The 19,176-nt window shown below is 58.6% G+C and carries 19 protein-coding genes; 6 read left to right on the forward strand and 13 right to left on the reverse strand.

Annotated features, from left to right (window positions below):
• Positions 1 to 55: 55 nt before the first annotated feature.
• Complete coding sequence (katE, locus tag ACYZT7_RS01290) at positions 56 to 2,194, reverse strand: catalase HPII (protein ID WP_462039646.1); 2,139 nt, start codon at positions 2,192 to 2,194, stop codon at positions 56 to 58.
• 265 nt (positions 2,195 to 2,459) lie between these two features.
• Here katE and ACYZT7_RS01295 point away from each other — a divergent pair, with 265 nt between their 5' ends.
• The 3 genes from ACYZT7_RS01295 to ACYZT7_RS01305 all read left to right on the forward strand — a co-directional run bounded on the left by ACYZT7_RS01295 (position 2,460) and on the right by ACYZT7_RS01305 (position 5,018).
• The gene (locus ACYZT7_RS01295; RefSeq protein ID WP_131059101.1) at positions 2,460 to 3,467 is read left to right on the forward strand and encodes a methionine ABC transporter ATP-binding protein; all 1,008 of its coding nucleotides are present in this window, start codon (positions 2,460 to 2,462) and stop codon (positions 3,465 to 3,467) included.
• Positions 3,467 to 4,141, forward strand: coding sequence for a methionine ABC transporter permease (locus ACYZT7_RS01300; RefSeq protein WP_462039647.1), 675 nt, complete (start codon positions 3,467 to 3,469; stop codon positions 4,139 to 4,141). The genes ACYZT7_RS01295 and ACYZT7_RS01300 overlap by 1 nt, the downstream gene beginning before the upstream one ends.
• 103 nt (positions 4,142 to 4,244) lie before the next feature.
• Positions 4,245 to 5,018 carry a MetQ/NlpA family ABC transporter substrate-binding protein gene (locus tag ACYZT7_RS01305; protein ID WP_462039648.1) on the forward strand — a complete coding sequence of 258 codons (774 nt, stop codon included), beginning with the start codon at positions 4,245 to 4,247 and terminating at the stop codon, positions 5,016 to 5,018.
• 173 nt (positions 5,019 to 5,191) lie between these two features.
• Here ACYZT7_RS01305 and ACYZT7_RS01310 read toward each other — a convergent pair whose 3' ends face one another.
• From ACYZT7_RS01310 to ACYZT7_RS01330, 5 genes are read right to left on the reverse strand one after another with little or no spacing between them, the layout of a single operon-like run.
• A complete protein-coding gene (locus ACYZT7_RS01310) occupies positions 5,192 to 5,827 on the reverse strand; it encodes an SCO family protein (RefSeq protein WP_462039649.1) in 636 nt (211 codons plus the stop codon).
• Complete coding sequence (gene cyoE, locus ACYZT7_RS01315; protein ID WP_461967566.1) at positions 5,824 to 6,723, reverse strand: heme o synthase; 900 nt, start codon at positions 6,721 to 6,723, stop codon at positions 5,824 to 5,826. Before cyoE ends, ACYZT7_RS01310 begins: the two co-directional genes overlap by 4 nt.
• Complete coding sequence (locus ACYZT7_RS01320) at positions 6,711 to 7,790, reverse strand: COX15/CtaA family protein (RefSeq protein WP_462039650.1); 1,080 nt, start codon at positions 7,788 to 7,790, stop codon at positions 6,711 to 6,713. The genes cyoE and ACYZT7_RS01320 overlap by 13 nt, the downstream gene beginning before the upstream one ends.
• Before the next feature lie 10 nt (positions 7,791 to 7,800).
• Entirely contained in the window at positions 7,801 to 8,394 is a 594-nt protein-coding gene (locus tag ACYZT7_RS01325) for a hypothetical protein (protein ID WP_462039651.1), read from the reverse strand.
• Entirely contained in the window at positions 8,360 to 9,100 is a 741-nt protein-coding gene (locus tag ACYZT7_RS01330) for an SURF1 family protein (protein WP_462039652.1), read from the reverse strand. Before ACYZT7_RS01330 ends, ACYZT7_RS01325 begins: the two co-directional genes overlap by 35 nt.
• A 70-nt stretch (positions 9,101 to 9,170) precedes the next feature.
• Here ACYZT7_RS01330 and ACYZT7_RS01335 point away from each other — a divergent pair, with 70 nt between their 5' ends.
• Complete coding sequence (locus ACYZT7_RS01335; RefSeq protein ID WP_462039653.1) at positions 9,171 to 9,374, forward strand: twin transmembrane helix small protein; 204 nt, start codon at positions 9,171 to 9,173, stop codon at positions 9,372 to 9,374.
• 4 nt (positions 9,375 to 9,378) lie between these two features.
• Here ACYZT7_RS01335 and ACYZT7_RS01340 read toward each other — a convergent pair whose 3' ends face one another.
• The 4 genes from ACYZT7_RS01340 to coxB all read right to left on the reverse strand — a co-directional run bounded on the left by ACYZT7_RS01340 (position 9,379) and on the right by coxB (position 13,763).
• Positions 9,379 to 10,266, reverse strand: a complete 888-nt coding sequence (locus tag ACYZT7_RS01340) for a cytochrome c oxidase subunit 3 (protein WP_461967574.1) — start codon at positions 10,264 to 10,266, stop codon at positions 9,379 to 9,381.
• Between the two features lie 25 nt (positions 10,267 to 10,291).
• Positions 10,292 to 10,843, reverse strand: a complete 552-nt coding sequence (locus tag ACYZT7_RS01345; RefSeq protein WP_462039654.1) for a cytochrome c oxidase assembly protein — start codon at positions 10,841 to 10,843, stop codon at positions 10,292 to 10,294.
• A 117-nt stretch (positions 10,844 to 10,960) separates the two neighbouring features.
• Positions 10,961 to 12,553, reverse strand: coding sequence for a cytochrome c oxidase subunit I (gene ctaD / locus ACYZT7_RS01350; RefSeq protein WP_283182390.1), 1,593 nt, complete (start codon positions 12,551 to 12,553; stop codon positions 10,961 to 10,963).
• Positions 12,554 to 12,635: 82 nt separating this feature from the next.
• Complete coding sequence (gene coxB, locus ACYZT7_RS01355) at positions 12,636 to 13,763, reverse strand: cytochrome c oxidase subunit II (RefSeq protein ID WP_462039655.1); 1,128 nt, start codon at positions 13,761 to 13,763, stop codon at positions 12,636 to 12,638.
• Between the two features lie 371 nt (positions 13,764 to 14,134).
• On the opposite strand from coxB, the gene ACYZT7_RS01360 reads away from it, so the two are divergent.
• On the forward strand, positions 14,135 to 14,785 hold the full coding sequence (locus ACYZT7_RS01360; protein ID WP_462039656.1) for a hypothetical protein: 651 nt from the start codon (positions 14,135 to 14,137) through the stop codon (positions 14,783 to 14,785).
• 45 nt (positions 14,786 to 14,830) lie between these two features.
• Here the strand turns inward: ACYZT7_RS01360 and ACYZT7_RS01365 are convergent, their stop codons facing one another.
• From ACYZT7_RS01365 to ACYZT7_RS01375, 3 genes are all read right to left on the reverse strand, one after another.
• Complete coding sequence (locus ACYZT7_RS01365) at positions 14,831 to 16,360, reverse strand: SulP family inorganic anion transporter (protein WP_461967584.1); 1,530 nt, start codon at positions 16,358 to 16,360, stop codon at positions 14,831 to 14,833.
• 82 nt (positions 16,361 to 16,442) lie between these two features.
• Positions 16,443 to 17,174: a carbonic anhydrase gene (locus ACYZT7_RS01370; RefSeq protein ID WP_449644395.1), complete on the reverse strand. Its 732-nt coding sequence runs from the start codon at positions 17,172 to 17,174 to the stop codon at positions 16,443 to 16,445.
• A gap of 241 nt (positions 17,175 to 17,415) precedes the next feature.
• Positions 17,416 to 18,474 (reverse strand): PA0069 family radical SAM protein, encoded by a 1,059-nt coding sequence (locus tag ACYZT7_RS01375; protein ID WP_462039657.1) that lies wholly within the window; start codon positions 18,472 to 18,474, stop codon positions 17,416 to 17,418.
• A gap of 239 nt (positions 18,475 to 18,713) precedes the next feature.
• Here ACYZT7_RS01375 and ACYZT7_RS01380 point away from each other — a divergent pair, with 239 nt between their 5' ends.
• On the forward strand, positions 18,714 to 19,019 hold the full coding sequence (locus ACYZT7_RS01380) for a hypothetical protein (protein WP_449644393.1): 306 nt from the start codon (positions 18,714 to 18,716) through the stop codon (positions 19,017 to 19,019).
• Positions 19,020 to 19,176: the final 157 nt, after the last annotated feature.

Here is a 19,176-nt window from a genome sequence, read left to right on the forward strand (position 1 = left end):
ATTCCGTAGGAGCGAGGCTTGCCCGCGAAGGCGTCCTCCCTATTGATACAAAACCTTAAGCCGGAATCGCCTTGGCTTTTGGCTCCCTGTCCCACACCCGATGCTGCCCGATCGCGGCAAAAAACGGTTTGATCAACTTCGCATCCGTACCCACGATCAACCCCGCATCAGCCTCCAGCTTCAACACATCCAGCAACTGTTTGGCCTCGCCATGCAGTGCAATCGCCTTCAGGTGCTTGTACGCCTCTAACAGGTAATGCAGGGCAACACCGTCGGTGCTCAACGCCTTGATCGACGCTGCGCCACCGGGCACAAACACTGCATCGAACGCCACCGAAGGCAAGCCTTCCATCGACGCATCGACCGGCAGCGTCTTGCCATCGGCGGTCGTCACAGGCGCAGACGTCGGGCCGAGCAGTTTGGCGTGCGCACCTTCGGCCTTCAGCGCTTTCTTCATTGCATCAATCGCTGCACCATCGACCCCATTGGCTGCAAGGATTGCCACTTTGCGGGTTTTGATATCCGCCGGCAGCAAGTTGGCCTGACTCAGGGCCGGCGAGCGATCCGGTGAGGTTTTGCGTACTTCGACCGTCCCGGCTTTGGGCGCTGGCAACCCTAGGTTCTGCGCCACGCGCTTAGCCAGTTCCAAATCGATGTTGGCCAGAATTTCATTCACCTGGCGCGCGCGGATGAACTCCCGCTCAACCTTGCCCAACTCGAAGCTGTAAGCCGAGATGATGTGCTCCTGCTCGTGCTTGCTCATGCTGTGGAAGAACAGCCGCGCCTGGGAGAAGTGGTCGCTGAACGACTCGCTGCGCTGACGGATCTTGTTGGCGTCGATGCGCTCTGGATAACTTTCAAAGCCGCCATCCTGTGCTGCCGGCGGTGTTTCTTTCGGCCAACCGCTATCAATGGAGTTCGGCTCGTAGGACGCGCGACCCTTGTCGATGGTAGTGCGATGCAGCGCATCCCGTTGACCACTGTGGAACGGTGCCACCGGGCGGTTGATCGGAATCTCGTGAAAGTTCGGCCCGCCAAGTCGGCTGAGCTGCGTATCGGTGTAGGAAAACAATCGACCTTGCAGCAATGGATCGTTGGAAAAATCGATTCCCGGCACGATATGCCCAGGGCAGAAGGCGACCTGTTCGGTTTCGGCGAAGAAGTTGTCGGGGTTGCGGTTGAGGGTCATTTTGCCCAGCGGGGTGATCGGCACCAGTTCTTCCGGGATCAGCTTGGTCGGGTCGAGGATATCGAAGTCGAATTTATGTTCGTTTTCCTCTTCGATGACCTGTACGCCAAGTTCCCATTCCGGATAGTCACCCATCTCGATCGACTCCCAGAGATCGCGACGGTGGTAATCGGTGTCTTTACCGGCGAGTTTCTGCGCTTCGTCCCACACCAGCGAACAGGTCCCGGCAGTGGGGCGCCAGTGGAATTTGACGAAGCGCGATTTACCTTCGGCATTGATCAGGCGGAAAGTGTGCACGCCGAAGCCTTGCATGCTGCGCAGGCTTTTCGGGATAGCCCGGTCGGACATGGTCCAGATCACCATGTGCGCCGACTCCGGTACCAGAGAGACAAAATCCCAAAAGGTATCGTGAGCTGAGCCGCCGGTGGGTATCTCATTGTGCGGCTCGGGTTTTACCGCATGCACGAAGTCAGGAAACTTGATTGCATCCTGAATGAAAAACACCGGCATGTTGTTGCCCACCAGGTCGAAGTTGCCTTCGTCGGTGAAAAACTTCACCGCGAAACCTCGCACGTCCCGCACGGTATCGCCCGACCCACGAGGGCCCTGCACCGTGGAGAAACGGACGAAAACCGGGGTTTTTTGGCTTGGATCTTGTAGGAACCCAGCCTTGGTCAGTACGGAATGGGTTTCATAGGTCTGGAAGTATCCGTGAGCACCCGTGCCGCGGGCGTGGACGATGCGCTCGGGGATGCGTTCATGGTCAAAGTGCGTGATCTTTTCACGCATGATGAAATCTTCCAGCAACGATGGCCCACGAGCGCCGACCTTCAACGTGTTCTGGTTATCCGAGACTTTCACGCCCTGGTTGGTACGCAGGGCCTGTTCAGTGGCGTCGGAGCGAAATTTTTCCAGGCTGTCGAGCTTGGCATTAGTGTTGCCGCGATCCAGGGTATCGGTCCCGGCCAGTGCGCTTTTGGTTGCGGCAGGCTTTTTAATACTCATCAGTCGTAAACTCCTCGTTGCGATTCCTGCCGTAGCCAGGACTCTTGAGCAATACCCCAGGCACGGCACCGGGGGCGTTTTCGAGTTGCCTAATTAGTGACTGATGATGTTTTTAGCCGTTCCTTTTTTCTAACCTTTGATCGCGTTATTGCCAAATGGAAGGTTGAATGCGGAATAAATGCTAATAACCTCTATACGGACAGGCTAAAATGCGCGCCCGGCTAACCGCTGATCCTTTTCCAACGCGCCCCACAAGGTTCGCTACGTGATTGAGTTTCAAAACGTCCACAAAACCTACCGCGTTGCCGGTAAGGATATTCCCGCGCTGCATCCGACCAGTCTGACGATTGAGAATGGTCAGGTCTTCGGCCTGATCGGCCATTCCGGCGCGGGAAAAAGTACCTTGCTGCGTCTGATCAATCGCCTGGAAGAGTCCAGTGGCGGCAAGATATTCGTCGACGGCGAAGAAGTCACCGCGCTTGACGCCAACAGCCTGCGGCGCTTCCGCCAGCAGGTCGGGATGATTTTCCAGCACTTCAACTTGCTGGCGTCCAAGACCGTGGCCGACAACGTCGCGCTGCCCCTGACCCTCGCCGGCGAACTGTCGCGCAGCGAGATCGACCAGCGTGTGGCCGAGTTGCTGGCGCGGGTCGGTCTGTCCGACCACGCCAGGAAATACCCGGCGCAATTGTCTGGCGGTCAGAAGCAGCGTGTCGGCATCGCCCGCGCCCTGGCAACCAAGCCGAAAATCCTGCTGTGCGACGAAGCCACCAGCGCACTGGACCCACAGACCACTGCGTCGGTCCTGCAGTTGCTGGCCGAGATCAATCGCGAACTGAAGCTGACCATCGTGTTGATCACCCACGAGATGGACGTGATCCGCCGGGTCTGCGACCAGGTGGCGGTGATGGACGCTGGCGTGATCGTCGAGCAAGGTTCGGTGGCCGAGGTATTCCTGCATCCGAAGCACCCGACCACCAAGCGTTTCGTGCAGGAAGACGAGCAGATTGACGAAAGCGAACAGCGCGACGACTTCGCTCACGTGCCGGGCCGCATCGTGCGTCTGACCTTCCAGGGCGAAGCGACCTACGCGCCGTTGCTGGGAACCGTCGCTCGGGAAACGGGTGTGGACTACAGCATCCTGGCCGGTCGTATCGACCGCATCAAAGACATCCCCTACGGGCAATTGACCCTTGCCGTCACCGGTGGCGACATGGAGGCGGCGTTCGCCCACTTCACCGCGGCTGACGTCCACATGGAGGTCTTGCGCTGATGGAAGTCCTGACAAGTTTCTTCGTCAATATCGACTGGTTTGAAATCTGGCTGGCCACCGGCGACACCTTGCTGATGCTCTTCGGTTCGTTGTTGTTCACCGTTTTGCTCGGCCTGCCCCTGGGCGTGCTGTTGTTCCTCTGCAGCCCGCGTCAGTTGCTGGAAGCCAAAGGCGTCTACGCGATGCTGTCGCTGATGGTGAACATCCTGCGTTCGCTGCCGTTCATCATTCTGCTGATTGTGATGATCCCGTTCACCGTGTTGATCACCGGCACGTCCCTCGGGGTTGCCGGTGCCATTCCACCGCTGGTGATTGGCGCTACGCCATTCTTCGCGCGACTGGTGGAAACCGCCCTGCGTGAAGTGGATCGCGGCATCATCGAGGCCACCCAGGCCATGGGTGCCACGACACGGCAGATCATCACCAATGCCTTGCTGCCGGAAGCCCGTCCGGGCATCTTCGCGGCGATTACGGTGACAGCCATTACACTGGTGTCCTATACGGCGATGGCGGGTGTGGTCGGCGCGGGTGGTCTGGGCGACCTGGCGATCCGTTTCGGTTACCAGCGTTTCCAGCCTGATGTGATGGTCGTGACCGTGATGTTGCTGCTGGTGCTTGTTCAGATTCTGCAAACCGTTGGCGACAAACTGGTTGTCCATTTCTCCAGAAAATAAAGAGTTCACGTAAATAAGACTGAGCCGGCCATTCGCTGGCAGGCGCCAAGTTCAGGCGCCTCAAACGGGCGCCGCAAGCGGGCACCCACAAGGAGTTAGCTGAATGAAAAAACTACTCGTCGCGTTCGCAGCCGTTGCAGCGTTCTCTGCTCAGGCCGATGAAACCCTGACCGTCGCAGCCACCCCGGTTCCGCACGCAGAAATCCTCGAATTCGTTAAACCGGCCCTGGCCAAAGAAGGCGTGGACCTGAAGGTCAAAGTCTTCACCGACTACATTCAGCCGAACGTGCAGGTTGCCGAAAAACGTCTGGACGCCAACTTCTTCCAGCACCAGCCGTACCTCGATGAGTTCAACAAGGCCAAGGGCACCCACCTGGTGGCCGTTGCCGGTGTGCACCTGGAACCGCTGGGCGCTTACTCCAGCAAGTACAAAGCGCTGACCGAACTGCCAGGTGGCGCTAACGTTGTGATCCCGAACGACGCCACCAACGGCGGCCGTGCGCTGTTGCTGCTGGCGAAGGCTGGCCTGATCAAGTTGAAGGATTCGAACAACATCCTCGCGACCGTCAAGGACATCACCGAGAATGCCAAGGACCTGAAATTCCGTGAACTGGAAGCCGCGACCATTCCGCGCGTGCTGACCCAGGTCGACCTGGCGCTGATCAACACCAACTACGCGCTGGAAGCCAAGCTTGATCCGTCCAAGGACGCGCTGGTCATCGAAGGCAACGACTCGCCTTACGTGAACATCCTCGTTGCCCGTCCAGACGATAAGGACAGCGAGGCGATGAAGAAGCTGGTTGCTGCCCTGCACAGCCCGGAAGTGAAAGCCTTCATCCTCGAGAAGTACAAAGGCGCGGTATTGCCGGCGTTTTGATCTGCCGCTTGAACGAAAAATGGGGCGCATCGAATGCGCCCCATTTTTTATGCCTCGAACACCGTCCCCTGTGGGAGCGAGCTTGCTCGCGATAGCGGTGTATCAGTCGACATAGATGTTGAATGTGCCGACGCCATCGCGAGCAAGCTCGCTCCCACAGGGTTTTGTGGTGCTTAGTTGCGCTTGAGCATCACCGGCAACTGCGCCACCAATTTCACGTTGTTCAACGGCGCCCGAATGAACCCACGTTGCGTCCCATCCGGCCCGATCACCGCCAGGTTGCCGCTGTGATCGACGGTGTAATTGGGCTTGCTGGTGTCCGCCGGAATGAACGGAATGCTGACCGAATTGGCGAGCTTCTGGATGTCCTCGACCGAAGACGCCGTCAGTCCTTTGAACTGCGGATCGAAGTAACCCAGGTACTGCTTGAGCTGCTTGGGTGTGTCGCGGTTCGGGTCGACGCTGACCAGAATGATCTGCAACTTATCCACCGCTTCCGGCGGCAGTTCGCTTTTGATCTGGCGCAACTGGGCGAGGGTAGTCGGGCAGATGTCCGGGCAGAAGGTGTAGCCGAAGAACAGCAGCGACCACTTGTCTTTCAGCTCGTTGACCGCCACCGGCCTACCGTCCTGATCGGTCATCGTCACGTCCGGCAGGTTGCGGCTTTGCGGCAACAGGATGATCCCGGCGTCGATCAACGCGGTCGGGTCGCCCTGGCCTTTGCCGGTCAGTACTTTGTTGATGGTCAGGCCCAGGACCAGCGCGATCAGGGCGACGAGGATAAAGACAGTTTTCTGGGTTCGAGTCATAGGTTCAACAGTAAGTAGTGGTCTACGAGCAGCGCGATAAACAGCAGGAACAAGTAATAAATAGAGTACTTGAAGGTGTTGATCGCCGCGTGCGGCCGAGTGCCACGGTACAGCACCACGGCCCATTGCAGAAACCTCGCGCCCAGTCCCAGCGCGCAAATCAGGTAGAGCACGCCGCTCATGTGGATCACGTACGGCATCAGGCTGACGGCCAGCAGCGCGAAGGTATACAGCAGGATGTGAACCTTGGTGTAGTGCTCGCCATGGGTCACCGGCAACATCGGAATGTCGGCCTTGGCGTATTCCTCTTTGCGGTGAATGGCCAGGGCCCAGAAGTGCGGCGGGGTCCAGGCGAAAATGATCAGCACCAACAGCAAGGGTTCGGCGCTGACGTGGCCGGTGGCGGCGGTCCAGCCGAGCAGTGGTGGGGCCGCACCGGCCAGTCCGCCGATGACGATGTTTTGCGGCGTCGCGCGCTTCAGGAAACCGGTGTAGACCACCGCATAGCCAAGTAGCGAGGCCAGCGTCAGCCACGCCGTCAGTGGATTGGTGAAGGCCAGGAGTATGGCTTGCCCAAGCACCGCCAATACCAAGGCAAAAGTCAGCGCGGCCGCAGGTGACACTCGACCCTCTGCCAAGGGTCGTTTGTGCGTGCGGGCCATGACCGCGTCGATTCGCCGGTCCACGACATGGTTGACCGCCGCCGCACCGCCAGCACACAAGGCGATTCCCAGATTGCCGAACACCAGCACCGTCCACGGCACCCCGGCGCGGGTCGCGAGGAACATCCCCACCAGAGAGGTGATGAGCATCAGCACCACCACTTTCGGCTTGGTCAGCTCCAGGTAGTCACGCCAGATTGCCTGACTGTGACGTTCGCCGATCAGAGTCGCCATGGCATCTCTCCTTTTATTGTTATGGGCCCGGCTGAGTGTTTACGCGGGCTGAAGCGCCAGCGCGCAAGGGTTTGCTGCTTGACCCGAACCAGACTGGTTCGCGCGTGATAATTGACCAGCACCAACGTCAGCAACAGTGCCGCGCCCCCCGCGTTGTGAGCGACGGCCACGGGCAGCGGCAGATGAAACAACACGTTGCTGATGCCCAACGTGATTTGCGCCGCGAGGGCGATCAGTACCAGACCCGCAAGGCGCGTCATACCGACGACCTTCAGTTGCCACGCCAGACCGAGCAACACCAACGTCACCAGCAGCGCGCCGATGCGGTGAGTCAGATGAATCGCCGTGCGGGCATCACTGTCCAGTTGCCCGCCGAGGTAATTGGGGCCGATGTGTTGGGTCAAGTGAAAGCCGTTGGCAAAATCAGCCGGGGGCAGCCATTGCCCGTGGCAGGTCGGAAAGTCAATGCAGGCCACGGCGGCATAATTGGAACTCACCCAACCACCGAGGGCGACTTGTCCGATCACCAGCAGCAAACCGGCAGTCGCCCAGTACTGTAAACGCCGTGGCACGGTCAGCGCCGGCAGCACGCCGGACAGTCTCAACGTCAATAAAAACAGCAGGCTCAACGTCGCAAAACCACCGAGTAAATGCCCGGTGACCACCTGCGGCCAGAGCTTGAGCGTCACCGTCCACATACCGAACGCTGCTTGGGCAATGACCACCGCCAGCAGAAATAGCGGCAATTTCACCGGTTGCCCCGGATGACGACGATGCACCCAGGCACGACCGGCCAACACTGAGATCAGCACCCCAAGGGTGCCGGCGAAATAGCGGTGGACCATCTCGTTCCAGCCCTTGTGGGCTTCCACGGGGGCATCAGGAAAATGCAGTTCGGCATGGGCCAGTTGGGCTTCGCTTTTCGGCACGCTGATAAACCCATAGCAACCGGGCCAGTCCGGGCAGCCGAGGCCGGCGTGGGTCAGGCGGGTGTAGGCGCCGAGCAACACCACAATCAGTGCCAGCAAGGTGGCAAACAGCGCGAGGCGAAATCCAGGTTTGGCCATGACGATGCCCTTATCCGATGTTCGACAGTTTCAGCAGGTGACGCAGGTCGTTGAGCAGGTCCTTGCCCTTGACGGTCGGGTCGTAGCGCAGCACCAGATTGCCGTGAGGGTCGATGATCCACAGCTGCGGCACAGCCTTGTCGCCGGCAGTTTTATGGAAGTCGGTCAGGTTCAGTGGATAGCGCTGCAATTGAGGATACTCGCGCGTGAGCTTGGCGTCGTAATCACTGCTCAGCGGTTGCGCCGCGGCGAGGGCGTGACTGGCGCGCCCGGCATCGCGGCCGAGGCCGATCTGGACTTGCCGCGCCAGGTACACCAATTGTTGGCAGTCGACCGAGCACTCCTTGGGCGCCGTGACCAGCAATTGCCAGCGATCCTCTTGGGCCTGCACGCCGAGGTCGGCGCGGGTCTGACCATTGCCGATCAGCTCGCCGTGATAGCTGCGACCCTCCGGCACCCAGAACTGCAATTTGTACATGCCGGTGGCGAGGATCATCGGACCGATCACCCCAAGCAGAATCAGCAGCAGCTGCAAGCGACCTTTGCGCCGACTCGCGGGCGTTTTCGCCTCAGACATGCTGGGTGGATTCATGGCCGCTCCCATGGTGTTTCTCCTTTGCGTTGTGCCAGCCGAGATAGAGATAGAGGCCGAACAGGGCGATCGACATGGCGAACCACTGCACGGCATAAGCCAGGTGTTTTTCCGGCCCCATGGCCACCACTGGCCAATCGGCCTGGTAGGACGCGGGGCCGGTTTCTGCGCGTAACTCGTAGGAAAAACCTTCACGATCGAGCGCTGTCCAGAGCTTGGCCGGCTCGACCGCGGTGATCAGTTGCGGCCAGGTCGTGGTGCTCGGGTCGGCGTGCAATTGGAAGGTGGCGCCGGGGGAGACGTAGACCCAGGCATCGAGACTCAACGCCTCTTTGGGTGTAGTGAATTGCGGCGGGTTGCGCCGATCCGGCCACGGCAGCCAGCCGCGATTGACCAGCAGCCAGAGCCCGGTCGCCTGATCCTGAAACGGTTGCAGCAGCTCGACGCCGACCTTGCCGTCACGCTGACGGTTATCCAGCAACAGGCTGTGCGCGGCATCGAACTGGCCGTGCAGGCGAACGCGGCGGAAGGCGGGATCCTCGGTGTGTTGCAGCTCGGTGCTGGCCATCGGTTCAGCCGCCCGGCGCTCGGTGTAGCTTTGCAGCAGCGCGCTTTTCTCCGCCCCCCGGCTCAATTGCCAGAACCCGAGTGACACCAGCATGGGCAGCAACAACGCGACCACCACGGTTGGCACGATGCCCGGCCGAAAGCGCTTCATGGCGTCGCCAGAAAGTCGTTAATCGCGATAGCTATACTCAAGTGCATCGCCTTTCCCCCGGAGTCTCACCATGCTCAAAGCAGCCATCGTCCTGATGCTGATTGCCACGGTTGTCAGCCTGTTCAGCGGCCTGATTTTTCTGGTCAAGGACGACAGCAGCTCGAACCGCCTCGTCATTGCCTTGAGTGTTCGTGTTGCCCTGGCCGCCATCACCGTCGGCTTGATCGCCTGGGGTTTTTTCAGCGGCCAGCTGGCCTCTACTGCGCCTTGGTGAAGCCTCAGAGCACGTAGACGAAAACGAACAGCCCGATCCACACCACGTCCACGAAGTGCCAATACCAACTGGCCGCCTCGAAACCGAACTGATGGTCGTTGTCGAAGTGCCCACGCATGACCCGCATCAGCATCACGAACAGAATGATGGTGCCCATGGTGACGTGGGCACCGTGGAAACCGGTGAGCATGAAGAACGTCGCGCCATAGATGCCCGAACCCAGGGTCAGGCCCAGTTCGTTGTAAGCGTGAATGTATTCTTCGGCCTGGAAACCAAGAAATGCGCAACCGAGCAATACGGTCAGCGCCAGCCAGATTTTCAGCGCACCGCGATGGCCCTTTTTCAAAGCGTGGTGGGCGATAGTCACGGTGACACTGGAACTGACCAGCAGCACAGTATTGAGCAGCGGCAGGCCCCACGGGCTGATAACGTCCTTGGGCGGCGGAAACAGTTTCGAGTCGGGGTTGTTCAGCAAAGGCCAGGCGAACTGGAAGTTCGGCCAGAGCATGTGAGCCAAGCCTTTCGCACCTTCACCGCCGAGCGCCGGACCGGAGACCTGCCGCACATAAAACAGTGCACCGAAGAAGGCGATGAAGAACATCACTTCTGAAAAGATGAACCAGCTCATCCCCCAGCGAAACGAGCGATCCATCTGCGCGCTGTACAACCCCTGGCGACTTTCCTTGATCACCGTACCGAACCAGCCAAACAGCATGTACGCCAGCAGCAGGCTGCCGACGAAAAAGATCAACGGGCCGTGGGATTCCGGCCGCGCAGCCTTCAGGTCGTTGAACCAGGTGGCCAGGCCCAACACCGTGACGAACATCCCGACGGTGGCGATGATCGGCCATTTGCTTTGGGCTGGAACGTAATAATGCTCATGAGTTGCCATTTATTGTTCTCCTTATCGGGCACGCTCAGCCGCCAGTATTTACAGCCACCGGTGGATGTCGGGCGGTGATATCGAACAGCGTGTAGGACAGCGTCAGGTGCTTCACATCCTTGGGCATGTCGCGGTCAACGATGAAACGTACCGGCATCTCGATCCGTTGACCGGGCTGCAGCACTTGCTGGGTAAAGCAGAAACATTCGGTCTTGTGGAAGTACGCCGCTGCATTGCTCGGCGCGATGCTCGGAACCGCCTGGGCGCTCATCGGGCGATCGGTCGGGTTGTGCGCGATGAAGATCATCTCGTTCACCGCCCCCGGATTCGCCACCAGTTCATCGCCCTTGGGATAGAAGTCCCAGGACATGTCGGCGGCATTGGTCGACAGAAACTGCACGCGGACCTGCCGCGAAGTGTCGACCGTTTGTTCGCCCTCGTACTGCCCGCCGGTCTTGCCATTGATGCCGAACGCCTTGCACATCACGTCGTAGATCGGCACCAGGGCAAACCCGAAGACAAACATCGCCACCACCACCATCAGCAGGCGCGTGACCAGCTTCTTCAACGAAATCGAATCAGCCACGATACAAGCCCTCAACACAAAACCCTGTGGGAGCGAGCTTGCTCGCGATAGCGGTGTATCTGACACTCCGCGCCACCTTCATCGCGAGCAAGCTCGCTCCCACAAAAGCTACAGCGTTCATTTCACTTCCGGCGGCGTGGTGAAGGTGTGATACGGCGCCGGTGACGGAATGCTCCATTCCAGGCCTTCGGCCCCATCCCACGGCTTGGCCGGTGCTGGCTCGCCGCCGCGAATGGTTTTGATCACGATGAACAGGAAGAAGATCTGCGTGGCGCCGAACATGAATGCGCCGATCGACGACACCATGTTGAAGTCGGCGAATTGCAGGTTGTAGTCGGGAATCCGCCGCGGCATGCCCGCCAGCCCCACGAAGTGCATCGGGAAAAACGCCATGTTCATGCCGATGAACGAGAGCCAGAAGTGCAGCTTGCCAAGGGTTTCGTCGTACATGTGGCCGGTCCACTTCGGCAGCCAGTAGTAGGCCGAGGCGAAGATCCCGAAGATTGCCCCCGGTACTAGTACGTAGTGGAAGTGCGCGACCACAAAATACGTATCCTGGTATTGGAAGTCCGCCGGGGCGATGGCCAGCATCAACCCGGAGAACCCGCCGATGGAGAACAGGATCACGAACGCCACCGCGAACAGCATCGGTGTCTCGAAGGTCAGCGAGCCTTGCCACATGGTACTGGCCCAGTTGAACACCTTGACCCCGGTGGGTACGGCGATCAGCAACGTGGCGTACATGAAGAACAACTCGCCCACCAACGGAATGCCGACCACGAACATGTGATGCGCCCAGACGATGAACGACAGGAACGCGATACTCGCCGTGGCGTAGACCATCGAGGTGTAGCCGAACAGCGGCTTGCGTGAGAAGGCCGGAATGATCGAGCTGACGGCACCGAAGGCCGGCAGGATCATGATGTACACCTCGGGGTGACCGAAGAACCAGAACACGTGCTGGAACAGCACCGGGTCACCGCCACCGGCGGCACTGAAGAAGCTGGTGCCGAAGTGGATGTCCATCAGCATCATCGTCACGCACCCGGCCAGCACTGGCATCACCGCAATCAGCAGGAACGCGGTAATCAGCCAGGTCCAGACGAACAGCGGCATTTTCATCAACGTCATGCCGGGGGCGCGCAGGTTGAGGATGGTCGCGATCACGTTGATCGCGCCCATGATCGAACTGATCCCCATCAAGTGGATGGCGAAGATGAAGAACGTCACGCTTTCCGGCGCGTAGGTCGTCGACAGCGGGGCGTAGAAGGTCCAGCCGAAGTTCGGTCCGCCGCCGGGGGTGAACAGGGTCGACACCAGCAGAATGAACGCCGCCGGCAATAGCCAGAAGCTGAAGTTGTTCATCCGTGGCAGGGCCATGTCCGGCGCGCCGATCATCAACGGGATCATCCAGTTGGCGAGGCCGACAAACGCCGGCATCACCGCACCGAAGACCATCACCAAACCGTGCATGGTGGTCATCTGGTTGAAGAATTCCGGCTGGACGATCTGCAACCCAGGCTGGAACAGTTCGGCGCGAATCACCATCGCGAACGAGCCGCCGAGCAAGAACATGGAGAACGCGAACCACAGGTACAGCGTGCCGATATCCTTGTGGTTGGTGGTCAGCACCCAGCGCATCAGGCCTTTGGCGGGGCCGTGGGCGTGAGCGGTGCCGGTATGAACATGGTCATCGACGACAGCAGTCATGTCCTGTCTCCTGCAAACAGATGGGCTGGGCAGGCCGGGGCGCGATGCCCCGACTGGTTCCTTAGGTGCGCAATAGACCGGGTCATTTGCTTTCCGCCTGTTTCAGCTCCAGCACTTCTTTAGGGGTGACCATGTCGCCCTTGTTGTTGCCCCAGGCGTTACGTTCGTAGGTCACGACCGCTGCGATATCGACTTCCGAGAGCTGCTTGCCAAACGCCGCCATGGAGGTGCCGGGCTTGCCGTGGAAGACAATGCCCAAGTGATCCTTGATCGGTCCCGTAGCGATTTTCGAGCCCTTGAGTGCCGGGAACATCGGCGGCAGGCCCTGACCTTCGGCCTGGTGACAGGCAACGCAGGTGGTTTGATAGACCTTGTCGCCGCGCTCTTTGAGCTCGTCGAGGGTCCATTCCTTGCTGGTCAGCTCTTTGAGCTGCATGGCTTCAGCCTTGCGCTCGCCCAGCCATTTTTCGTAATCGGCCTTTTCCTTGACCTCGACCACGATCGGCATGAAGCCGTGGTCCTTGCCGCACAGTTCGGCGCATTGACCGCGGTAGATGCCGGGCTTGTCGACGCGGGTCCAGGCTTCGTTGACGAACCCCGGGATCGCATCACGCTTGACCGCAAAGGCCGGCACCCACCAGGAGTGGATGACGTCGGCGGAAGTCACCAGGAAGCGCACCTTGGCGCCGATCGGCAGCACCAAAGGCTTATCGACCTCAAGCAAGTAGTGCTCGCTCTTGGCTTCCTTGTTGTGGATCTGATCAGCAGGGGTGGTCAGGTTGCTGAAGAACTCAACGTCCTGGCCCAGGTATTTGTAGTGCCACTTCCATTGATAGCCGGTGACCTGAATATCAATATCCGGCTCACTGGCGTCGTACATCTTGATCAGGGTTGCGGTTGCGGGAACCGCCATGGCCACCAGGATCAGGAAGGGCACGATGGTCCAGAGAATTTCAACGGTGGTGCTTTCATGAAATTTTGCGGCCACCTGCCCGGTCGAGCGGCGGTGGAGAATCATCGACCAGAACATGGCGCCGAAGACGATGATGCCGATCACTACACAGATCCAGAAAATGGTCATGTGCAGGTCAAATACTGCGTGACTGATTTCAGTCGCTCCCGGCGCCATATTCACAGTCCAGGCCGCTTGTGCCTGACTGAAAATCGACCACAACAGGAGGCCCATCCAGACGTGTGGATGTCGCATCATTGCGGGTTCCCCTTATCGTTCTTTTTATCCCGCCGGCTTTCACCTGCGGCAAGGAAGCGGCATTTTCAGACTACGAACTTGAATCGCCGGGCCTTGCTGCGTGTGCAGTCGGGCGTCATCAGCTAACTCCATTCCCACCCGAGTATAGACAGCGACTGCCACCTCGCAATGTGACGGCGTAAATGATCTGAAACAGCTAGGACTTGCGTTCTAGGTCTCGAATGGAGAAGGATGCAGACGAGTGGTGGCAAACCGATATAACTTTGATGTCTCAAGGATGAAATAATTATGACAAATGCGTCTTAGCATTTTTCGTATGCCAGCTAAGTTATGTCTTCCTTATTTCATTGCCTTTGTTTCCTGGAGTTTTCATGAACACCGCCGCATTGCGCGAGCAGATCCAAAAAGCCCAACAACACGAGGCCGAGACCGGCCTGCTGACTCGTCAACTGGAAACCCAACTGCCGCACCTGCATGCCGCCATCCAATTGCCGGAGGTAGACGCCAAGGGCGTGATGACCCGTTTTGTGGCCGCTTATATAGAGCAAGTGCCGGACCTGTTGGACGCAGCCAATGATGTCGCACGGGAAGCGGGCATCGAATCGCAGATCAAACCGGTGCTGAAAATCGCCGAGCAGTTCTTCCTCCAGCCGCCAGCCATCATGACCGGGCATATCGGCCTGGACAGCCTGCTGGACGAAGCTTATCTGGCGCATCGGTTGGTTGAAGAGGTTAACGACCTGTACATCAAGCATTTTGGCCAGCCACTGATCCCCTTGGACATGACTGTTGCCAACCTGATTGCCCACCATTTGATCGGCGAGGAGTTTGCCAATAAGTTGGATGAGGCGGTGCATCACGCCGTTGACGAGATGCTTAATGAAGAGAGTTTCGCGCTGGAATCGGTAGAAGCCTACCGCGAGAAACTCAACAGCCCGGACACCGGCGCTGCGTGGAAGCGCTGGCCGTGCCTGTCACGCCAGCTGGGCGTAGGCCTGGAGCTGGATCAGCCCGCGGCTTGATTCGTTGCCCATAAAAAAATCGCAGCCTATTGGCTGCGATTTTTTTTAAGCTGCTGCGGATCCGACCCCCGTCGTGGTCCGCAATCGCCCTTCCAACCTGCGCTTCAACCCCCGCGCTTCAATCAACAGCTTCGAACCCTTCGCCGCATTGGCCCGACCCCATTCCTCCAGCAACTCCAGGCACGAGTGATCGATGTAGCTCAGGTTATTGAGCGGCACATGCACCGTCGCGCCCGGTGGAATTGTCCCCAGCACTTGAGTCAGCGCCGGGACTTTGAGGAAAGTAGCTGCACCCATCAATCGCAGTTCCATCTCGCCGTCCTTGGGTAGGTCAATCAGGCTGATTTTCAGCCGCGAAGCCTTCCAGGCCAGTTTGGCCAGGGTCAGACCGAAGCCGATCAGCACGCCGGTCAGCAGGTCGGTGAAAATGATTGCCAGAGCGGTCGCCGCGTAAGTAAACATCGGCATCCGGCCATAACGGCCGAGGCCGCGAAAGGCCTTGAGGTCGACCAGTTTGAAACCGGTGTAAACCAGCACACCCGCCAGGCTCGCCACCGGAATGCTTTGCAGCACGCTGGACAGCAGCAACACGAAAGCCAGCAGCCACAGACCATGGAACACCGCCGACAGTCGCGTGGTGGCGCCGGCCTGGACGTTGGCCGAACTGCGCACGATCACGCCGGTCATCGGCAGCGCGCCGAGCAAACCGCAGAGCATGTTGCCGACGCCTTGAGCTGACAGTTCGCGATCGAAGTCTGAACGCTGGCCGCTGTGCATGCGGTCTACCGCCGCGGCCGAGAGCAGGGTTTCGGCGCTGGCGATAAACGCCACGGCAAACGCCGCAATCAGCAAGGTCGGGTCAGCCAGATTGAGCAAGTCGGCGGGTTTCAGCCAGTCGATGGCTTCCGCCAGGTTGGCCGGAACTTCCACTCGCTTGACCTGCAAGGCGAGTACCAGGCTGGCGACAGTCGCCAGACCTACGCCAAGGAGTGCGCCGGGAATGAAACGCAGGGAATGAGGGCGGAATTTCTCCCACAGCCACATTACTGCAATCGTCGACAGCCCGAGCAAACCGGCTTGCCAGCCAAAGGAGGGCAAGGCCTGGACGACGGCAGCCGGGAAAGCTGCCAGATTATCCAGCCCTGAGGGCTTGGGCACGGAGTCGAGCATCACATGCACCTGTGACAACACGATCAATACGCCAATCCCGGCGAGCATTCCGTACACAACCGCAGGTGCCGTGACCCGAAACCAGCAGCCCAGTTTCAAGCGTCCGGCCACCAATTGCAGAAAGCCGGCCAGCAGCAGGATGGGCCCGAGCATGGCGATACCATGCTGGCGCACCAGTTCGAACACCAGGACAGCCAAACCGGCCGCCGGGCCGCTGACTTGCAGTGGCGAACCGGCAATCCAGCCCACCACCAAGCCACCGATGATCCCGGTGATCAAACCTTTGGAAGGCGGCAGCCCCGAGGCGATGGCGATGCCCATGCACAAGGGCAGGGCGACGAGAAACACAACCACGGACGCCAGCAGCTCCCGTGGCAGAACAGCTTTGAGTTGCGCAGCACGCATGGTGACTCTCCCGAAGTTTTCTTCAGGCATGGCGAAGCCAGGCTGCTAATTCAGCAGCCTCGGCTTTACCACACAGGGATTTTTAGAAGCGCGCTTTGGGCGTCGCCACCGGAATCGGATGGCTGCCATCGAGCGGCAAGAAACGACCCTTGTCCGCGTCGTAAGCTTTGATTTCGCTGGTTTCGATGTTGTAGATCCAACCATGAATAAACAGCTGACCGTTGGCCATGCGCGACGCTACTGACGGGTGCGTGCGCAAATGCTGCAGCTGGGCGATCACATTCTCCTCGGTGAGGACGTGCATGCTTTCGTTTTCGTCAGCGCAATGGCAGTTTTCCTGGACCATGGTTTTTGCCACTTCGGCATGACGCAACCAGGCTTTGACCGTCGGCATTTTTTCCAGGCTTTGCGGGTTGAGTACTGCGCGCATGGCGCCACAGTCAGAGTGCCCGCAGATGATGATGTGCTGCACGCCGAGGGCCAATACTGCGTATTCGATTGCCGTGGAAACACCACCGTTCATTTGCCCATAAGGCGGCACAACGTTGCCGACGTTACGGGTCACGAACAGGTCGCCGGGGGCGCTTTGGGTAATCAGCTCAGGAACGATGCGCGAATCGGCGCAGGCGATGAACATCGCTCTGGGGCTCTGGGCCGTGGCGAGTTTTTTGAAGAGTTCTTCCTGCTGTGGAAAAACCTCGTGATGAAAATGCAAAAAGCCGTCAACGATATGCTTCAGCGCTGCATCGGCGGTTTCCGCCTCGGGTTGGGCTGAAGCCGACGCAGCCAACGGCTGTTTATCCTTGTCACTCATGATTCATCCTCTTTGGCGGAGTCAGGGAATTTTCCCGTTTTGTCCGGTGTGAAGCCAGTGGCTGTTTAAAAAACATCCAGATCGAAAATCTCGACCCATCAGTCACTCGATGAACAAGGTAGCCGTTGAAACTTAACTCAAACTGAATAAAAGGCTCTAGGACGTGTGTTCCAGGTTACAAAAAATGTGACCGGCCCAGACCAGGTGCGTTTCCCACTACTCAACCATAGGCCAATTGTCCTCAAATCAACGACATTTGGCGACCCGGCGGACAGAAGGCTTCGCAGTCCAGATTGAAACCTTCGCGACGATTTAGCCCAAGGCGTTTGATGGTTTTGGCAAATCGTTGCGCCAACAGGTCCGCAAACGGCCCTTCACCGCGCATCCGGACGCCAAACCGACTGTCGTAGAGCTCACCACCACGGCTTTGACGAACAAGGCTCAACACATGAGCGGCACGCTGAGGATAGTGGGCCGCCAGCCATTCTTCGAACAGCGGCGCAACTTCCAGCGGCAGGCGCAGCATCATGTAGGCCGCACTTTGCGCACCCGCGGCTTGAGCCTCGGTGAGCAGGCTTTCGAGCTCGCTGTCGTTGATCATCGGAATCATCGGCGAGCACAGGACTCCCACCGCAATTCCCGCTTCACGCATCACGCGGATCGCCCGCAGCCGGGCCTTGGGTGCAGCCGCACGCGGTTCGAGGATGCGTTTGAGCTCATCGTCCAGGGTCGTGAGGCTGATCATCACCGCCACCAGCCTTTGCTCGGCGAGTTCGACCAGCAGGTCCAGATCCCGAAGAATCAGCGAGCCTTTGGTAATGATGGTAACGGGATGGCGATAGCGCAGCAGCACTTCGAGGGTTTTGCGGGTGATTTTGTGTTCGCGTTCGATCGGCTGATAAGGGTCCGTGTTGGAGCCCAGATTGATCGGCGCGCATTGATAGCCGCGCTTGGACAGCTGTTCTTCCAGCACATCTGCGGCGTTGGTCTTGGCGATCAGTTTGGTTTCGAAATCCAGCCCTGGCGACATGTCCCAATAGGCGTGGCTGGGCCGCGCGTAGCAATAGATGCAGCCGTGCTCGCAGCCGCGATAGGGATTGATTGAGCGATCGAAGGGCAAGTCCGGCGAGTTGTTACGAGTGATGATGGTTTTAGCCGTTTCGATGCGCACCTCGGTGCCTTGGGTGATCGGCGCTTCCTGATACCAGCCGTCATCCTCGGCCACCGAGCGATTCGGCGCGAAGCGGTTGTGCGGGTTGGTGGCGGTGCCGCGACCGCGAGGTGCCACAGGCGTATTCATCGATGGGTTTCCGATAGCTGTATGTGCATACAGTAGTTGAGTGGCTGATGATAGGCCAGTGCCGTTCGGCAGTTTGATATTTGCTTTTTAGTTAATTCATTTAAGAACGAAGTTGTTATCTGGATTTCGGTTTAGTCATCATGAGAAACAGATAGCGAGTAGCGTTTTTATAGGGCCTGTCAGTACTATTCATGCCACACGAAGTTGTCGTGTTATCAATAACTAAAGGGATTTAATTAATGTCGTTTTTCAATCAGCGCGGTATTTTTTTGCAACTATTGGCTCCGAGCATTACCCACCCACGGGAAGCGCAGGTTTCGATGCAGCTTGCTCGTAAAGAGTCGACTTGGGACGCAGTTAATCAGATGGAAACCGATGCACTGGTCGACTCGGTCTATGTAACGGCTGTCTCCAGCGATGGAGGCCGCTCCTTCAGTATTGGCACGATCAGCAGTGATGTAGATGGTGATCGTGATATCGACGGTGATGACAAGGCCAAATTACTGGCCCTGGCCACGGCTTATTCCAGCATCGTAAACCCGTAAGAGTTGCTAATTAAACCTGTATGAAACTTCAGGCAGGTTTAAGTTCAGCTGTTCTCTTATCGGTGCCTGGTTAGTTGTCCAAGGTCGTCGCTTGAAGTTGTTGTCATGTCACTTTTACGTAACTTGGCAACCTCTCCAGATTCTACGGAGACGCATT

Source organism: Pseudomonas sp. RT4P38 (assembly GCF_054897765.1).